General features: G+C 71.3%; 14 protein-coding genes and 1 riboswitch. Of the genes, 6 read left to right on the top strand and 8 right to left on the bottom strand.

What is annotated here, in order from left to right; genetic code table 11:
- The first annotated feature begins 14 nt into the window (after positions 1-14).
- Complete coding sequence (locus tag ACIQ5Y_RS08865) at positions 15-1,256, top strand: hypothetical protein (protein WP_403876836.1); 1,242 nt, start codon at positions 15-17, stop codon at positions 1,254-1,256.
- A gap of 160 nt (positions 1,257-1,416) precedes the next feature.
- On the top strand, positions 1,417-1,812 hold the full coding sequence (locus ACIQ5Y_RS08860) for a VOC family protein (RefSeq protein ID WP_403876833.1): 396 nt from the start codon (positions 1,417-1,419) through the stop codon (positions 1,810-1,812).
- A 455-nt stretch (positions 1,813-2,267) separates the two neighbouring features.
- On the opposite strand, the gene ACIQ5Y_RS08855 is transcribed toward ACIQ5Y_RS08860, so the two are convergent.
- The 5 genes from ACIQ5Y_RS08855 to thrC all read right to left on the bottom strand — a co-directional run bounded on the left by ACIQ5Y_RS08855 (position 2,268) and on the right by thrC (position 7,565).
- A complete protein-coding gene (locus tag ACIQ5Y_RS08855) occupies positions 2,268-2,876 on the bottom strand; it encodes a phosphoribosylanthranilate isomerase (RefSeq protein WP_403876831.1) in 609 nt (202 codons plus the stop codon).
- Positions 2,877-3,169: 293 nt separating this feature from the next.
- Positions 3,170-4,792, bottom strand: a complete 1,623-nt coding sequence (gene groL, locus ACIQ5Y_RS08850) for a chaperonin GroEL (protein WP_403876828.1) — start codon at positions 4,790-4,792, stop codon at positions 3,170-3,172.
- A 364-nt stretch (positions 4,793-5,156) separates the two neighbouring features.
- Positions 5,157-5,363 (bottom strand): cold-shock protein, encoded by a 207-nt coding sequence (locus ACIQ5Y_RS08845; protein ID WP_030009783.1) that lies wholly within the window; start codon positions 5,361-5,363, stop codon positions 5,157-5,159.
- Positions 5,364-5,771: 408 nt separating this feature from the next.
- Positions 5,772-6,050, bottom strand: coding sequence for a MoaD/ThiS family protein (locus tag ACIQ5Y_RS08840; protein ID WP_365172731.1), 279 nt, complete (start codon positions 6,048-6,050; stop codon positions 5,772-5,774).
- A gap of 240 nt (positions 6,051-6,290) precedes the next feature.
- Positions 6,291-7,565 (bottom strand): threonine synthase, encoded by a 1,275-nt coding sequence (gene thrC, locus ACIQ5Y_RS08835; protein ID WP_384758101.1) that lies wholly within the window; start codon positions 7,563-7,565, stop codon positions 6,291-6,293.
- A gap of 17 nt (positions 7,566-7,582) precedes the next feature.
- Positions 7,583-7,735: riboswitch (SAM riboswitch) on the bottom strand.
- A gap of 185 nt (positions 7,736-7,920) precedes the next feature.
- Here thrC and ACIQ5Y_RS08830 point away from each other — a divergent pair.
- Positions 7,921-8,898, top strand: a complete 978-nt coding sequence (locus tag ACIQ5Y_RS08830) for a glucosyl-3-phosphoglycerate synthase (RefSeq protein ID WP_403876824.1) — start codon at positions 7,921-7,923, stop codon at positions 8,896-8,898.
- 46 nt (positions 8,899-8,944) lie between these two features.
- Positions 8,945-10,390, top strand: coding sequence for a trehalose-6-phosphate synthase (locus tag ACIQ5Y_RS08825; RefSeq protein WP_403876821.1), 1,446 nt, complete (start codon positions 8,945-8,947; stop codon positions 10,388-10,390).
- 1,459 nt (positions 10,391-11,849) lie between these two features.
- Here the strand turns inward: ACIQ5Y_RS08825 and otsB are convergent.
- The 3 genes from otsB to ACIQ5Y_RS08810 all read right to left on the bottom strand — a co-directional run bounded on the left by otsB (position 11,850) and on the right by ACIQ5Y_RS08810 (position 14,386).
- Positions 11,850-12,704 carry a trehalose-phosphatase gene (gene otsB, locus ACIQ5Y_RS08820; RefSeq protein ID WP_403876818.1) on the bottom strand — a complete coding sequence of 285 codons (855 nt, stop codon included), beginning with the start codon at positions 12,702-12,704 and terminating at the stop codon, positions 11,850-11,852.
- Between the two features lie 64 nt (positions 12,705-12,768).
- On the bottom strand, positions 12,769-13,005 hold the full coding sequence (locus tag ACIQ5Y_RS08815; RefSeq protein WP_376658593.1) for a DUF3263 domain-containing protein: 237 nt from the start codon (positions 13,003-13,005) through the stop codon (positions 12,769-12,771).
- Positions 13,006-13,066: 61 nt separating this feature from the next.
- Positions 13,067-14,386, bottom strand: coding sequence for an extracellular solute-binding protein (locus tag ACIQ5Y_RS08810; RefSeq protein WP_403876815.1), 1,320 nt, complete (start codon positions 14,384-14,386; stop codon positions 13,067-13,069).
- Positions 14,387-14,563: 177 nt separating this feature from the next.
- Between ACIQ5Y_RS08810 and ACIQ5Y_RS08805 the strand changes: the two genes are divergently transcribed.
- Together ACIQ5Y_RS08805 and nagA are read left to right on the top strand one after the other, a co-directional pair.
- Complete coding sequence (locus ACIQ5Y_RS08805) at positions 14,564-15,496, top strand: ROK family protein (protein ID WP_403877462.1); 933 nt, start codon at positions 14,564-14,566, stop codon at positions 15,494-15,496.
- Complete coding sequence (gene nagA, locus ACIQ5Y_RS08800) at positions 15,496-16,647, top strand: N-acetylglucosamine-6-phosphate deacetylase (RefSeq protein WP_403876812.1); 1,152 nt, start codon at positions 15,496-15,498, stop codon at positions 16,645-16,647. The genes ACIQ5Y_RS08805 and nagA overlap by 1 nt, the downstream gene beginning before the upstream one ends.
- The last annotated feature ends 104 nt before the right edge of the window (positions 16,648-16,751 follow it).

Genomic DNA, 16,751 nt, shown 5'->3' with positions numbered 1-16,751 from the left:
ACCCGAGGAGATGCATGAACAAGGCTGCTTGGCGTTCGCTCGCGCTCGCCACCGTGCTGGCCGTCCTCCCGCTCGGTGCGACGGCGACCGCCGAAGCGGGGGCGCCCGGGCCCCTGACCGCCGATGCCGTGGCGGCCATGACGCCGCAACAGCAGGGCGAGGTGCTGGAACCGCTCAGAGTCGTGGCCGACGCCGCGGCCCGGGCCGGACGCTCCGCTTACGCGGACGTGTACACGCAGGTCGAGATGGCCCCCGACTACCGCTCGGTGAACGTCTACCTCACCGACACGACCCGGGGCGCGGCCTTCCTCGACGCGGTACGCAAGGCCAACCCGAAGGCCGACACGAAGCTGCTGAACGTACGCAAGAGCGCGAAGACGCTCCAGCAACTGCGCAAGGAGATCAACACCTTCCGCAGCCGCAAGGACCTCCCCTTCAAGATCGACATGGCGGGGAGCACCGTCGACGGCGGCGCGATCGAACTCAACGTCGACGACGCGAAGGCCGCGCAGAAGTACCTCGCCGGGCCCGCCGTCGCACAGGAACTCGCGGCGACCCGGACCACTCCCATCCGCGTCCGCCAGTCGACCCGCTCGGTGCCGCTGAGCCGCTGGGACGACCGGGCACCGTTCTACGCGGGGGCCGCGCTCGGACCCGCGAACGGCCCCTTCGCCCACTGCACCAGCGGCATCCCGGCCCACAGCACGGTGGACAACCGTCAGTGGCTCGTCACCGCGGGGCACTGCTACGGGCTCGGCGAGACCGTCTTCACCGCCGGCGGCTTCCGCGTCGGCACGGTCGGAGCCAAGCTGGACGACCTCGACTCGGCGTTCATCGAGACGCCGACGAGCCGCTACACCTGGGACGGCGTCGACGCACAGGGCTACACCCGCCGCCTCAACGGCGTGCGCAACGTGGCCGTCGGGGACTTCACCTGCCACCTCGGCTACACCACCAAGGTGGCCTGCAACATCCGCACCGCGTACTCCGGCAGCGCGACCTGGGTCAACAACGGCGCCTTCGTCTGGGGCAGCGCCAGCGACCCGGACCCCCGCCCCGGCCCCGTCATCTCCCGGCCCGGCGACAGCGGCGGGCCGGTGATCACCGTCAACGACCAGGACTCCCGGCAGCTGAACGGCATGGTCGTCATGGGATGGAACTGCTCCGGCGCCGGTCAGGATCTGGGCTGCAAGCAGGTCGGCTGGATCGAAGTGGGCGACATCTTCGAGAGGTTCGCCCTCCGCCTCGCGGACTGACCCCGACAGCGCGTAAGGTCGGCCCGGTGACTGCCGGGTCGGCCTTGGGCCACACACGAGCGAGGCCCCCGGCCTCCGCGTGACCACCGGGCGGGCCAGGAGCCCGCCGCCCCCTCCATGTCCTCGATCCCGAACCCGAGACTTGGAGAGCCACCCCAACATGTCCGTCACCGCGGTCCAGCTCAACCACACCGTCGTCCACGCCACCGACCGGCAACTGTCGGCCGAGTTCATCGCCGCCGTCCTGGGCCTGAAGCCGAGCGCCCCCTTCGGGCCGTTCCTGCCCGTCGACCTCGGCAACAACGTGACGCTCGACTACTACCAGCAGCCCGCCGGCGAGCCGCTCCAGCCGCAGCACTACGCGTTCCTCGTGCCCGACGAGCAGTTCGACGGCATGATCGCCCGGCTGGACGCGATCGGCGTCACCTACTACGCCGACCCCAACCACACCGAACCGGGCCGCATCAACGGCCTCTTCGGCGGGCGCGGCGCGTACTTCGCCGACCCGGACGGCCACAACATGGAGATCGTGACCCGGCCCTACGCCAGGCCCTGACCCCTCCCGGCGCCGGGCGCGCGTACTCGACGGGCCGACCCGCTCGCACCCCCGCGCCGGCGGGGTCGAGTGTGCGGCGGGGCGCCCCCGCAGGGCGTCGAACGCGGGTGCGCGGCGGGGCCGTGACACCCCCGCGCCGGCGGGGTCGGGTGCGCGGCGGGGCGCCCCCGCAGGGCGTCGAACGCAACCACGCCGCGCACGTCCGCTGCCTCTGCACGTTCGACGCCCGAGGAGGTGCCCCGCCGCGCGCCCGGCCCCGACGGCCCTTCGCGTGCGGGCCGCCCCGGGGGTGCCGCCGCGTGCGGGCCGCCCCGGGGTGCCGCTGCGCGGAGCCGTCCCCTACCCGCCCTTCCACCGTTCCCCGGGCTCCGCCCGGACCCGCCTTGGGGCTCCGCCCCAGACCCCGCGCCTCAAACGCCGGCGAGGCTGGAGGCGGAGCGGCCGAGCGGGTTCGGCTAGACGGCCCCGCCCCGCGCCGCCTCGATGAAGGCGCGGATCAGGTCCGGGGACTTCACCCCCCGCGAGGACTCGACGCCACTGGACACGTCCACGCCCCACGCCCCGGTCACCTCGACGGCCTCCCGTACGTTGCCCGGGTTCAGCCCGCCCGCCAGCACCCACCGCCCCTCGGGGGCGGTGAAGTCCGCCGCGCCCCAGTTCCACGGCTTGCCGGAGCCGGGGTCGGGGGCGTCCAGCAGCAGCAGGTCCTCCCCGTACTCCCCGCAGCGCGCCAAGCGCTCGGCGGTGGCCCGCAGCAGGGTGCGGCCCTCGGCGCGCAGCGCCGCGAAGTCCTCCGGGCCCTCCTCGCCGTGCAGCTGCACACCCCGCACGCCGCTCTCCTCCGCGAACCGGCGCACCTCCTCGACCGGCTGCCCGCGGAACACCCCGACGGTGAGCACCCCCTCCGGCACCCGCGCCGCCAGCTCCCGCGCGGTGGCGGCGTCGACGGTCCGCGGGCTGCCGGGCGCGAACACGAAGCCCACCGCGTCGGCGCCGGCCGCGACGGCCACGTCGACGTCGTGCGCGGTCTTGAGGCCGCAGATCTTGACGAAGAGATCGCTCATGCCCCCAGTCAACCAAAGCCGGGCCCCGGCGGGTGGTCCGTCCCACAGGCCGGGCACGGGCGCCTCCGCGTCGCCAGCCTGGGACGAAGCAGACATTCGGACTGCATTCAGGCGCAGCACGCCACCCGGAGGACGACGGTGACGACCATGACCGAGCGGGCCACACCGATAGAGACACAGTCACCGCCACCGCGGAAACGCCCGAGGGCGGCACCCCCTCCGTCAGGAAGGGGTGCCGCCCTCGGTACGTGAAGAACAGCCGATCAGCCAGGGCCGGAGGCCGGCCCGGTCGATCAGAAGTCCATGTCGCCGCCCGGCATGCCGCCGCCGGCAGCGGCGCCGGCCTTCTCGGGCTTGTCGGCGATGACGGCCTCGGTGGTGAGGAACAGGGCCGCGATGGACGCCGCGTTCTGCAGCGCGGAGCGGGTGACCTTCGCCGGGTCGATGATGCCCTCGGCGATCATGTCGACGTACTCGCCGGTCGCGGCGTTCAGACCGTGGCCGACGGCCAGGTTGCGCACCTTCTCGACGACGACGCCGCCCTCGAGACCACCGTTGACGGCGATCTGCTTCAGCGGGGCCTCCAGCGCGAGCTTCACGGCGTTGGCGCCGGTCGCCTCGTCACCGTTGAGCTCCAGCTTCTCGAAGACCGAGGAGGCCTGCAGCAGGGCCACGCCACCACCGGCGACGATGCCCTCCTCGACGGCCGCCTTCGCGTTGCGAACGGCGTCCTCGATGCGGTGCTTGCGCTCCTTGAGCTCGACCTCGGTCGCGGCACCGGCCTTGATGACGGCCACGCCGCCGGCCAGCTTCGCGAGGCGCTCCTGGAGCTTCTCGCGGTCGTAGTCCGAGTCGGAGTTCTCGATCTCGGCGCGGATCTGGTTCACGCGACCGGCGACCTGGTCGCTGTCACCGGCACCGTCGACGATGGTGGTCTCGTCCTTGGTGATGACGACCTTGCGGGCGCGGCCGAGCAGGTCGAGACCGGCGTTCTCCAGCTTGAGGCCGACCTCCTCGGAGATGACCGTGCCGCCCGTGAGGATGGCGATGTCACCGAGCATGGCCTTGCGGCGGTCACCGAAGCCCGGGGCCTTGACGGCGACGGACTTGAAGGTGCCGCGGATCTTGTTGACGACCAGGGTCGACAGGGCCTCGCCCTCGACGTCCTCGGCGATGATCAGCAGCGGCTTGCCGGACTGCATGACCTTCTCCAGGAGCGGCAGCAGGTCCTTGACCGAGCCGATCTTGGAGTTGACGATCAGGATGTACGGGTCGTCGAGGGACGACTCCATGCGCTCCATGTCGGTGGCGAAGTACGCCGAGATGTAGCCCTTGTCGAAGCGCATGCCCTCGGTGAGCTCCAGCTCCAGACCGAAGGTCTGGGACTCCTCGACGGTGATGACGCCTTCCTTGCCGACCTTGTCCATGGCCTCGGCGATGAGCTCGCCGATCTGGGTGTCGGCGGCGGAGATGGAGGCCGTGGAAGCGATCTGCTCCTTGGTCTCGACATCCTTCGCCTGGGCGAGCAGGGCGGCGGAGACCGCCTCGACGGCCTTCTCGATACCGCGCTTGAGGGCCATCGGGTTGGCACCGGCGGCCACGTTGCGCAGGCCCTCGCGGACGAGCGCCTGGGCGAGGACGGTGGCGGTGGTCGTACCGTCGCCGGCGACGTCGTCCGTCTTCTTGGCGACTTCCTTGACCAGCTCGGCGCCGATCTTCTCGTACGGGTCCTCGAGCTCGATCTCCTTGGCGATGGAGACACCATCGTTGGTGATCGTGGGGGCGCCCCACTTCTTCTCAAGGACGACGTTGCGACCCTTGGGGCCAAGGGTGACCTTGACGGCGTCGGCGAGCTGGTTCATCCCACGCTCGAGGCCGCGGCGGGCCTCCTCGTCGAACGCAATGATCTTGGCCATCTGAAGTGGTCCTCCCGGACAGCGGTGGATTGCTCCTGGACCGCGCCCGCGCCCGCGACGGACGGCCTGCGTGCCCGGCGGTTCCTTCCCGCCGGACCCTGCGGGCCTCACCGACCCGGTCCTCGTTCAGTAGCACTCTCAACCGGAGAGTGCTAACGCCAATGATTAGCACTCGACCCCCACGAGTGCAAGCGGCTTGGGGCAACACCGGTCAACGCCCCCTTGAACAGAGGGGACGTGGCGCAGGGCGTGTCGGGAACGCACGAGGGGCCCGCATCCCTCCTCGGATGCAGGCCCCTCGTTGTGCATGCGCGTACGCGGGTGCGCGCGTACGTATCGCGTCGGTGGTCGATCGCTCCGGGACTCAGCCGAGTGCGAGCTTGACCATGTCCGCCTGCGGACCCTTCTGGCCCTGCGAGATCTCGAACTCGACCCGCTGACCCTCTTCAAGGGTGCGGTATCCGTCCATCTGGATGGCGCTGTAGTGGACGAACACATCCGCACCACCGTCGACCGCGATGAAGCCGTAGCCCTTCTCCGCGTTGAACCACTTGACGGTGCCCTGAGCCATGCCTAACTCCCCTATTACTGGCCCTTGCGCGGGAACGCACTTCGCGTTACCGGGTCATAACTTGCGTCGGAACGCGTCGACCGAGGCTGAATGTATCTGCGCCGATGCTGTCTGCAACAGGTCAATCCGACGAGAAATCTGGACACACAGATACATTGAAATGAAGTGAAAATTTGGCATATTCCAGGGCAACTCGGGCCCGACATGTCTCGCCAAAGCCCCAAACCGCACCCGCACATTGACCAGATGTCGACCCTCACGCGACCCGTTCATATGCGCCGGGCAAAGACAGCGGAGGGGACTTCCCCAACTCTACCGTGCCCAATCAAGCAGAATTGCCCCCTCCGCTTTCAGCGGAGGGGGCAATTCTATTTATGGAGCTCCAGTGGGCAGCCCGTGGGCAACCGGTCAGCAGCCACCCGCGACGGCCGGGATGATCGAGACGCCCGCACCGTCCGGCGTCGCCGCCTCCAGCCCGCCCTCGAAGCGCACGTCGTCGTCGTTGACGTAGACGTTCACGAAGCGGCGGAGCTTGCCCTGGTCGTCCAGGACGCGCGCCGCGATGCCCGGGTGGTTCGCCTCCAGGGACTGGATGACCTCGGCCAGGGTCGCACCCTCGGCGGAGACCTCGGCGGCGCCGCCCGTGTAGGTGCGCAGGATGGTGGGGATGCGGACGTTGACGCTCATGGCGCTACTGCCTTTCCGGGTACAGGGGGGGAGGGGTGTCCGGCGGGTCAGGGCCGGACCCTCGGGTCGTCTGGTGCCGTGCATTGCAAGGCGGAGGAGGGAGTCGACGCGGATGGGGTCTCCCCTGCTCGAGCGAAGCCGAGAGCTTGGGGAAGTCGGCGACCGACGACAACGCGGCAAGGCGCGGTGCCGGGCGGGCCGGGCGGGCCGAGGGTCCGGCCCTGACCCGCCCGATACCCCCTAGGCCAGGCCGGCGGCGCGGAACGCGTCCAGGCTCGGGCGGATGGTGGCGGTCTGGCCGCTGTCGGCGGCCACCGCCTCCAGGGTCTTGAGGCCGTCACCGGTGTTGAGGATCACGGTGGTCAGCGTCGGGTCGAGCAGCCCGTTCTCGATGAGCTTCTTCGTGACGCCGACGGTCACGCCGCCCGCGGTCTCGGCGAAGATGCCCTCGGACTGCGCGAGGATCTTGATGGCCTCGACGACCTGCTCGTCGTTGACGTCCTCGACCGCGCCGCCGGTGCGGCGGGCGATGTCCAGGACGTACGGGCCGTCGGCCGGGTTGCCGATCGCCAGGGACTTGGCGATGGTGTTCGGCTTCTGCGGGCGGACCACGTCGTGGCCGGCCTTGAAGGCGGCGGACACCGGGGAGCAGCCCTCGGCCTGGGCGCCGAAGATCTTGTACGGCTTGTCCTCGACGAGGCCGAGCTTGATCAGCTCCTGCAGACCCTTGTCGATCTTCGTCAGCTGGGAGCCGGACGCGATCGGGATGACGATCTGGTCGGGCAGCTGCCAGCCGAGCTGCTCGCAGATCTCGTACGCGAGGGTCTTGGAACCCTCGCCGTAGTACGGGCGCAGGTTGACGTTGACGAAGCCCCAGCCCTCGCCCAGCGGGTCGCCGATGAGCTCGGAGCAGAAGCGGTTGACGTCGTCGTAGTTGCCCTCGATGCCGACCAGGTCGCCACCGTAGACACCGGCCATGACGACCTTGCCCTGCTCCAGGTCGTGCGGGATGAACACGCAGGAGCGGAAACCGGCGCGGGCGGCCGCGGCGCCGACGGCGCCGGCCAGGTTGCCGGTGGAGGAGCAGGAGAGCGTGGTGAAGCCGAACGCGCGGGCCGCCTCGACGGCGATGGCCACGACGCGGTCCTTGAAGGAGTGCGTCGGGTTGCCGGAGTCGTCCTTGACGTACAGCTTGCCGGTGACGCCGAGCTCCTTGGCCAGGTTGGCCGCGTCGACGAGCTTGGTGAAGCCGGGGTTCAGGCTGGGCTTGGAGGCCACGTCCGCGGGGACGGGCAGCAGCGGGGCGTAGCGCCAGATGTTGTTCGGGCCGGCCTCGATCGCGGCGCGCAGGGCCTCCGGGTCACCGGTGGGCAGGTCGTAGGCGACTTCCAGCGGTCCGAAACACTCGACGCACGCGAAGATGGGGCCGAGCTCGAAGCGGGTACCGCACTCGCGACAGGAAAGACCGTTGGCGGGTCCGAGGTCAACAGAGGTGGCGACAGTCTGTGCAGCCATGATGGCGAGGCCCTTTCTCCTCATCTTCCCCATGGCGCACTTCGCCATGAGACGGAATTGGCACCTTCCCTAGCCGGGGACCCCGCGGGATGCGTATCGCATCGCGAGAACCGACTGGAGGGTTGCCGGGGCTTCAACGGGCCGTGTCCCTCTGCCCCTCTGGATGAGCGGTATGGCACCGGCACACGCGCTCTATGGCGCGCCGGTGCGTTTGTTGGCGGGGACCCCCGGCATGCGGCGGTCCTTCGCGTTGTTCAAGACTGTAACCGAAGGTCCGGGCGGGTGAGACTGCTGTCCGAACCGCGAGATGGATCACATATCGCACCATAACGCCGAAACGCAAGGAGTGCTGAGGGTGCTGGAAGAGGTGGAGCGCTGGCTGGCAGACCGCTCCTGGTCAGCCGCCGACCGACCGCTCGACCAGCTGCTCGACCGGAAACGGGCGGCGGGCACCACGGTCAGCGTGGTGCTGCCCGCGCTCGACGAGGAGCCGACGGTCGGCGCGATCGTGGAGACGATCCGGCGGGAGCTGATCGAGGGGCTGCCGGTCCCGCTGGTCGACGATCTGGTGGTAGTCGACTCGGGCTCCACCGACCGGACCGCCGAGGTCGCGGCGAAGGCCGGCGCGCGGGTCGTGCACCGCGACGAGATACTGCCGCGGATCCCGGCGCTGCCCGGCAAGGGCGAGGTGCTGTGGCGCTCGCTGCTGGCGACCACCGGCGACATCGTCTGCTTCATCGACGCCGACCTGCGGGACTTCTCGGCCACCTTCGTCTCCGGCATCGTGGGGCCGCTGCTGACCGAGCCGGACGTGCAGTTCGTCAAGGCGATGTACGACCGCCCCCTCGGCACTGAATTCGACGGGCTCGCCTCCGGCAAGACCCCCGGCCAGGGCGGCCGGGTCACCGAGCTGGTGGCCCGCCCCCTCCTCAACCTGCACTGGCCGCAGCTCGCCGGTTTCGTACAGCCCCTGGGCGGCGAGTACGCCGTACGCCGCTCCCTGCTGGAACGCCTCCCCTTCCCCGTCGGGTACGGCGTCGAGCTGGGGCTGCTGGTGGACGCGCTGCACACGGTCGGTCTGGACGCGCTGGCCCAGGTCGACGTGGGCGTACGCCTCCACCGCCACCAGGACGGGCAGGCGCTGGGCCGGATGGCCGCGGCGATCTACCGCACGGCCCTGGTACGGCTGTCGCGCGGGCACCTCGTACGGCCGGAACTGACGCAGTTCGAACGCGGACCGGAGGGATTCGTACCGCACACCCACCCGGTGGACACCGAGGAGCGGCCGCCGATGCTGGGCGTCAAGGAGTACGCGCTGCGCCGCGTGGCGTGAGGTTTCGCATGGTTTGAGGGGGACCCGGCCGGGCTAGGTGTGCCGCATGGCTTCTCAGGTACTCGTCGCGGCGAACCGTGGCCCGCTCTCCTACGCCCTCGCCGCAGACGGCGCGCTCAGTGCCCGACGCGGCGGGGGCGGTCTCGTCTCCGGCCTCTCCGCGGCCCTCGCGGAGCAGCCGGAGGCGCTGTGGATCTGCGCGGCCCTGTCGGAGGCGGACCGCGAGGCGGTCCGGCGGGGGGTCTCGGAGCCCGGGGTCCGGATGCTCGACATCGACCCCGCCGTCTACGACGACGCCTACAACGGCATCGCGAACTCGGTGCTGTGGTTCACCCACCACCACCTGTACGACGTACCGCGCGAGCCGGTCTTCGACGCGGAGTTCCGCCGCCGCTGGACCTCCTACGTCGCCTACAACCGCACCTTCGCGGCCGCCCTCGCCGAGGAGGCCGCCGAGGGGGCCTGCGTACTGGTCCAGGACTACCACCTGGCTCTGGTCCCCGGGCGGTTGCGGGAGCTGCGGCCGGACCTGCGCATCGCGCACTTCACGCACACGCCGTGGGCCTCGCCGGAGTTCCTGGACATGCTGCCGGACGACGTCCGGTCGGAGCTGGTGTGGGGGATGCTCGGGGCGGACCGGCTCGGATTCCACACCTGGTCCTGGGCCTCCGCCTTCATCAGCGGCGCGGAGACCGACGACGCGATCGGCCTCGCGTGGGGGGCCCTGCCGGGCGGCGACCGCCGCCGCGGCGTCCAGCACCAGCGCACAGGGGCTCCGATCCGCTTCACGGACGTGGACGTGTACCCCCTCGGCGTGGACGGCGACGACCTGCGGGCACTCGCGCACCGGCCGGTGGTGGACGACAAACTGGCGGGGCTGCGCGCGGAGGTCGGCGACCGCAGGACGATCGTCCGGGTGGACCGCACCGAACTGTCGAAGAACATCCTGCGCGGCCTGCTCGCCTACCGGGAGCTGCTCACGACCCACCCCGAGTGGCGGGGCCGGGTGGTCCACCTGGCGTCCGCGTACCCGTCACGGCAGGACCTGGAGGTCTACCGGTCGTACACGTCATCGGTGACGGAGCTGGCGGCTGCCGTCAACGCCGAATTCGGCACACCGGACTGGCAGCCGGTCCTGGTGTCGGTCGAGGACGACTTCGCGCGCTCGCTGGCGGCGTACCGGATGGCGGACGTGGCACTGGTGAACCCGGTGCGCGACGGCATGAACCTGGTCGCCAAGGAGATCCCGGTGGTATCGGAAGCCGGCTGCGCGCTGGTCCTGTCCACCGGGGCGGGGGCGTACGAGGAACTCCGCCGGGACGCCCTGACGGTGAACCCGTACGACGTCACGGAGACGGCCGCCGCCCTGCACAGGGCCCTGTCGATGCCACCCGCGGAACGCGCGGACCGCACGAAACGCCTCGCCGCAGCCGCCACGGCCCTCCCCCCGGCGGCCTGGTTCACGGCCCAGCTGACGGCACTGCGGGGGTAGGGGGCCGCGTCATGGCGCGGGCCGCCCTTGTCCCCCTCGACCCCCCAGGGCCGGGCGGTGGCTGCCCACCCGCCTCTTTGGGTGCGGGTGGGTGTGGGTGCGGTGCCTCACTGCTCCGGGGCCTGAACCGTTCGGGGCGCGGGGGCGGGGAGCCCCGGAGGGGCGGAGGGTGAACAGCTGGTCGGGACCTCGGTTGGCGGTGCCTCGGCCGGTCCGTGGTGAAGAGGGGTTGGGGGTTTCCCGTCAGTCCCATCGTCCTTCCGCGTCGGGCCGGCCTGTCAAGGGCGCTCCTCCTTCGTCGTCGCGTCGCTGCGCGACGGCCTTCGGCCGCCCTTGACAGGCCGTCCCGCCACGGAAAGACAAGGACTGCCGGGAACCCCCCAAAGGAACGGGCCGGGCCAGAGATCCCAAAACGGGCCCACAGCAATGCCCGACCCGGCTCCCGGACAGCGGGCCCCACCTCGGGCCACCCACCCCGCCCTCCGGGCCGCACAGGCGGCCACACCCCTCCAAAGGTCGACCACAAGAGCCTGAGCGGCAGGAAGGGCGCATCAAATCGCTACGCGCTCCTCACGTCTCAGCGTCCGGCCCCCGTCCGGGGCTGGTCACGCACCAGATCGCTACGCGCTTCTCCCCGACGGCGTCCACGGCCTCTTCGGGCTGGTCATAAGCCGCCCACGATCGCTACGCGCTTCTCGACGACCGCGACTGTCCCCCCGTCCGGGGCTGATACTCGCGGTGACCCGAACACAGCCGTCGGACGCCGTCATGGAAGACGATTCGAGGGCTTGGGCGGCTTATGTCCAGCCCACGGCGGCCGTCGGGCGCCGTCAAAGAGGAGCGCGTAGCGATCCGGTGCGTGACCAGCCCCAGGCGGTGGTCAGACGCCGTTGTCGAGGAGCGCGTAGCGATTTGTGGCGCCCTTCCTCCCGCTCAGGCTCTTGTGGTGGGGGTTTCGGGGGGTGTGGCCGTCTGCCCGGCCTGGCCGGTGCTCTGGAGGGGCCGAGGAGGGGTGAGTCCTCGACCGGGTCGGGCATTCCGGTGGGCCCGTGTTGGAATCTCTGGCCCGGCCCGTTCCTTTGGGGGGTTCCCGGCAGTCCTTGTCTTTCCGTGGCGGGACGGTCTGTCAAGGGTCGCCGAAGGCGATCGCGCAGCGACGCGACCGAAGGGAGCGCCCTTGACAGGCCGGCCCGACGCGGAAGGACGATGGGACTGACGGGAAACCCCCAACCCCTCTTCACCACGGACCGGCCGAGGCACCGCCAACCCAGGTCCCGGACGACGGATCTCCTCCGCCCCTCCGGGGCTCCCCGCCCCAGCACCCCGAACCGTTCAGGCCCCGGAGCAGTGAGGCACCGCACCCACACCCACCCGCACCCAAAGAGGCGGGTGGGCAGCCACCGCCCGGCCCCGGGGGGTCGAGGGGGGAATGGGCGGCCCGCGCCATGAGGCGGCCCCCCTACCCCCGCCCCAGCACCCCCGCCAGGTCCGCCAGGTACGCCGCCACCGCCGCCGGGCCCGGCAGGACCAGGTCCGCGCGGGCGGCCAGCTCGGGGACCTCGGCGGAGCCGCTGCACACCAGCAGCCCCGGCAACCCCTCCGCCCGCCGCTTCTCGACCGCCGAGTACGCCGCCAGGTCCCCCAGGTCGTCCCCCGCGTACAGCACCGCCTCCGCTGACCGTTCCGCCAGGAACTCGGTCAGGGCGACGCCCTTGTCCATCCCCGGGGGCCGCAGCTCCAGCACCGCCCTCCCCGGTTCGACCATCAGACCGTGCCGCGCCGCCAGCTCCGCCAGCGGCTCGCGCAGGGCCGCGAAGGCCGCTGCCGGATCGGCGGCCCTGCGCGTGTGCACCGCCAGCGCCCGGCCCTTCTCCTCGATCCAGGTGCCGTGCCAGGCCCCGATGGAGTCCAGGAAGCCCGGCAGCTCGGCCCGTACCGCCGCCACCCCGGGGTGCTCCGCGGGGGCGTGGACTATGCCGGTGACGGCGTCCCACCGCTCGGCTCCGTAGTGGCCGAGGACGACGAGGTGCTCCAGGCCGGGAACGCCCGCGAAGCCCCCGTAGCGGACTGCCACGCCCGCCGGGCGGCCGGTGATCACGGCGACCGAGTCGACCTCGGGGGCGAGTGCGGAGAGGGCCGGGACGGCCAGGGGGTGGGCGCGGGCCTGGTCCGGGTCCGGGACTATTTCGGCGAGGGTGCCGTCGAAGTCGAGGGCGATCACGGAGCGGCGGGGTGCGCGGAGCAGGGCTTCGAGTCCCTCGCGTCCGGCTGCGGTGACGGGCATCGGCAGGTGGTGGTGCGGAGTGCTCCCCATACGGATGACCCTAATGGCCCAGCCGAATCGCGGCTACGGGGCCCGCAGCGCGGCCATCGCCCCGCTACCGCCGTGCCCGCTGGGCTTCGCGGATGCGCCGCAGCCGGTTCACCGTGCCCGGGGCGTGGGCGAGGGCCCGCGGGTCGTCCATGAGGGTGTTGAGCAGCTGGTAGTACCGGACGGGCGTCATGCCGAGCCCTTCCCGTATGGCCCGCTCCTTGACCCCGGGCCCGGGCCAGGTCCGCCCCTCGTACGCGAGCACCGCGGCCTCGGTGGCCGTCAACTGCCCCTCGTCCGTCATACCGCCAGATTAACGCCGCCCACCGACACCCCGCCCGGCCCCGTCCCGGCCGGCCCCGCCCTCAGTGGGCGTCGGCCGTCCGTGCCGCCGTCGCGATCTCCTCCAGCACCTTCTCGGGCTGCCCGCCCGGCTGCACCGCGGTGCCGATCTTCTCCTTGATGTCCTCGCTGACGCCCGCCCAGGACTTCTTGCCGACGGGGTACAGCTTCGCGCTCGGCAGCGCGGTCAGGAAGGTCTTCAGCTGCGTCGCGGCGCCTCCCGTGGCGGCCTGCACGGCACGGTAGCCTCTGGTGGTGGCCGGCAGCAGGTCGTACTTGCCGGTGAAGGCCGTCACGTTCCGCGGCTCGTACAGGTAGTCCAGGAACTTGCCGGATTCCTTGCGGTGCCCGTTCTTGAAGGCCATGACCCAGTCGGCGACGCCCATCGCCTGGGGTTCGGACCCGTCCGACGTCGGCAGCGGCACCATCCCGAACTTGATGCCCTTGGCGGCGGCCTGCTTCAGCAGCGTCGGGTGGCCGTTGAGCATGCCGACCTCGCCGCGCGTGAAGGCGTCGAAGGCGGCCTGCCGGTCGAGCCTGCCCGGTTCGACGGAGCCCGTGAGGCCCTGGCCGACCATCTTGTCCCGGAGGAACTCCAGGGTCTTGATGTTGTCCGGGGAGTCGATGGTGTATGCCTCCTCGTTGTCGGTGTAGCCGCCACCGCCCGCCAGGGTCCACATCATCGTCTCGGCCTGCGCCTCCTCGCGGCCCAGCGGCACCGCGAAGGGGGTGGGTACGCCCGCGGCCTTGAGCTTCTTGGCCGCCGCTTCCAGGTCGGCCCAGTTCTTCGGCTGCCAGCCGGCCCCGCCGGCGGAGCCGGGCTTGGCGTCCTTGCCGACGACGCCCGCGTCGGTCAGCAGCTTCTCGTTGTAGAAGAGCAGCCGGGTGCTGGAGACGAAGGGCATCCCGTACTGGACGCGCTTGACCTTGCCCGCGTCGGCGAGGGGTGCGAGGAAGTCGGCCTCGGTGCGTACGGAGAGCAGCTCGTCGGCCGTGTAGAGCTTCCCGGCGGCCGCGTAGTCGGCGTAGGCGCCGATCTGGGCGATGTCGGGGGCCTTGCCGGCCTTGACCATGGCGGCGACCTTGGCGTCGACCTCCGACCAGGAGTAGACGCTGACCTCGACGTGCACGCCCGGGTTGGCCTTCTCGAAGCCGGTGGCGAGGTCCTTCCAGTAGGCCGCCGAGGAGTTCTGCGGATTGTCCCCGTAGTCGGCCGCCACGACCCGCAGGGTCACCTCGTTGTCCCCGGTGAGTCCCCCGACGGCTCCGCAGCCCGTCAGCGTCACTGCGGTCAGGCACAGCGCGGCGCCGGACGCGGCCAGGCTCAGAAAACGGCCCTTCACGGTTCTCGATCCACCCCTTTGTAGTTCGTACGATCCACATAAGGTCTACACCACTTTGGCGGCTCCCTCACACCCACCCCCCACCCCTGGTCCCGAATTTGTATGGCCACTCAACAATCCCTCTCACTGGACTAGACCTTTCCCGGCCGAGCACGCGAGACTGTCCCTGTGAAACCCGTGAAACACGTCATCGCCCTCGATGTGGGCGGCACCGGGATGAAGGCCGCCCTGGTCGCCGCCGACGGCACCCTGCTGCACGAGGCCCGCCGCGCCACCGGCCGCGAGCGGGGCCCCGAGGCCGTCGTCGAGACGATCCAGGACTTCGCCGCCGAGCTCCTCGCCACCGGCCGGGAGCGCTTCGGAGAGCCCGCCTCGGCCGCCGGAGTCGCCGTGCCCGGCATCGTCGACGCGGAGAACGGCATCGCCGTGTACGCGGCGAACCTCGGCTGGCGCGACGTACCGATGCGCGAGCTGCTCGGCCGCCGCCTCGGCGGGATTCCCGTCGCCCTCGGCCACGACGTCCGCACGGGCGGACTCGCCGAGGGCCGCATCGGCGCGGGCCGGGGCGCCGACCGCTTCCTGTTCGTACCGCTCGGCACCGGCATCGCCGGGGCCATCGGCATCGCCGGCCGCATCGAGGCCGGCGCCCACGGCTACGCGGGCGAGATCGGCCACATCGTGGTACGCCCCGGCGGCCCCGCGTGCGGCTGCGGCCAGTACGGCTGCCTGGAGACCCTCGCCTCCGCCTCCGCCGTCAGCCGCGCCTGGGCGGCCGCCTCCGGCGACCCCGACGCCGACGCCGCGGACTGCGCCAAGGCCGTGGAGTCCGGCGACGAGCGCGCCCGCGAGGTGTGGCTGGACGCCGTGGGGGCGCTCGCCGACGGGCTGGTCACCGCCATCACCCTGCTGGACCCGCGCACGCTGATCATCGGTGGCGGGCTCGCGGAGGCGGGGGAAACCTTGTTCACACCACTACGGACGGCCGTCGGGGAACGCGTGACGTTCCAGCGGCTGCCCGACATCGTTCCGGCGGCCCTCGGGGACACCGCCGGATGCCTGGGCGCAGGGCTGCTCGCCTGGGACCTACTCGCCACGGAGGTACCTGCCTGATGTCCGGAAGCGCACGCAGCACAGTCCTTTCCGGCGCCAGGGTGGTGCTGCCCACCGGCATCGTGGCGGGCGGCCGCGTCATCGTCGACGGCGACCGGATCGCCGGGAGCGCGCACGAGGACACGCGGGTCGTCGACCTGTCGGGGCACTGGATCGTCCCCGGCTTCGTGGACGTGCACAACCACGGCGGTGGCGGCGCCTCCTTCACCTCCGGCACCGCGGAAGAGGTCCTCAAGGGCGTACGGACCCACCGCGAGCACGGCACGACCACCCTGGTCGCCTCCACCGTCACCGGGGAGCTGGACGAGCTGGCCCGGCGCGCGGGGCTGCTCGCCGAGCTCACGCAGCAGGGCGAGATCGCCGGCGTCCACTTCGAGGGCCCGTTCATCAACGCCTGCCGCAAGGGCGCGCACAAGGAGGAGCTGCTGCGCGACCCCGACCCGGCCGAGGTCCGCAAGCTCGTCGACGCCGCGCACGGCACGGCCCGCATGTTCACCCTCGCCACCGAACTGCCGGGCGGCCTGGACTCCGTACGGCTGCTCGCCGAGCACGGGGTCATCGCCGCGATCGGCCACACGGACTCCACGTACGACCAGACGCGCCAGGCCATCGACGCGGGCGCGACCGTCGCCACGCACCTGTACAACGCGATGCCCGGCATGGAACACCGCGCCCCCGGCCCCATCGCGGCGCTGCTGGAGGACGAGCGGGTCACCGTCGAGCTGATCAACGACGGCGTCCACCTGCACCCGGCCATGCTGGAGCTGGCCTTCCACCACGCGGGCGCGCACCGGGTGGCACTGATCACCGACGCGATGGACGCGGCGGGCTTCGGCGACGGCACCTACCACCTGGGCCCGCTGGAGGTCGAGGTCAAGGAGGGCGTGGCCCGGCTCGTGGAGGGCGGCTCCATCGCCGGCTCCACGCTGACCCTGGACACCGCGTTCAAGCGCTCGGTCACCCTCGACAAGCTGCCGGTGGAGTCCGTGGTGCAGGCGATCTCCGCCAACCCGGCCAAGCTGATCGGCCTGTACGACGAGATCGGCTCGCTGGAGCCCGGCAAGTACGCGGACCTCGTCGTCCTGGACGCGTCCTTCGACCTCAAGGGCGTCATGCGGCGCGGCGAATGGATCGTCAATCCCGCCCCCTGAGCGGCGCCCTGACGGCCAAGCGGCTGTACGAAGGAAGGCGGTCGGCCCCGAGAACTGGGCCGACCGCCTTCTGTTTGGCATGATCCCGGCAGCAACAGACCCGG

The sequence above is a fragment of the Streptomyces sp. NPDC096339 genome, assembly GCF_044762985.1.
In the GTDB taxonomy this organism is placed as follows: Bacteria; Actinomycetota; Actinomycetes; order Streptomycetales; family Streptomycetaceae; genus Streptomyces.
Note: the sequence above shows the minus strand (reverse complement) of the source record. Positions and strands in the feature narration are given on the sequence as shown.

Excerpts from the sequence above, each read along its gene's own strand:
- ACIQ5Y_RS08865 (WP_403876836.1), top strand. The coding sequence starts at position 15 with ATGAACAAGGCTGCTTGGCGTTCGCTCGCGCTCGCCACCGTGCTGGCC.
- ACIQ5Y_RS08860 (WP_403876833.1), top strand. The coding sequence starts at position 1,417 with ATGTCCGTCACCGCGGTCCAGCTCAACCACACCGTCGTCCACGCCACC.
- ACIQ5Y_RS08855 (WP_403876831.1), bottom strand. The coding sequence starts at position 2,876 with ATGAGCGATCTCTTCGTCAAGATCTGCGGCCTCAAGACCGCGCACGAC.
- groL (WP_403876828.1), bottom strand. The coding sequence starts at position 4,792 with ATGGCCAAGATCATTGCGTTCGACGAGGAGGCCCGCCGCGGCCTCGAG.
- ACIQ5Y_RS08845 (WP_030009783.1), bottom strand. The coding sequence starts at position 5,363 with ATGGCTCAGGGCACCGTCAAGTGGTTCAACGCGGAGAAGGGCTACGGC.
- ACIQ5Y_RS08840 (WP_365172731.1), bottom strand. The coding sequence starts at position 6,050 with ATGAGCGTCAACGTCCGCATCCCCACCATCCTGCGCACCTACACGGGC.
- thrC (WP_384758101.1), bottom strand. The coding sequence starts at position 7,565 with ATGGCTGCACAGACTGTCGCCACCTCTGTTGACCTCGGACCCGCCAAC.
- ACIQ5Y_RS08825 (WP_403876821.1), top strand. The coding sequence starts at position 8,945 with ATGGCTTCTCAGGTACTCGTCGCGGCGAACCGTGGCCCGCTCTCCTAC.
- otsB (WP_403876818.1), bottom strand. The coding sequence starts at position 12,704 with ATGGGGAGCACTCCGCACCACCACCTGCCGATGCCCGTCACCGCAGCC.
- ACIQ5Y_RS08815 (WP_376658593.1), bottom strand. The coding sequence starts at position 13,005 with ATGACGGACGAGGGGCAGTTGACGGCCACCGAGGCCGCGGTGCTCGCG.
- nagA (WP_403876812.1), top strand. The coding sequence starts at position 15,496 with ATGTCCGGAAGCGCACGCAGCACAGTCCTTTCCGGCGCCAGGGTGGTG.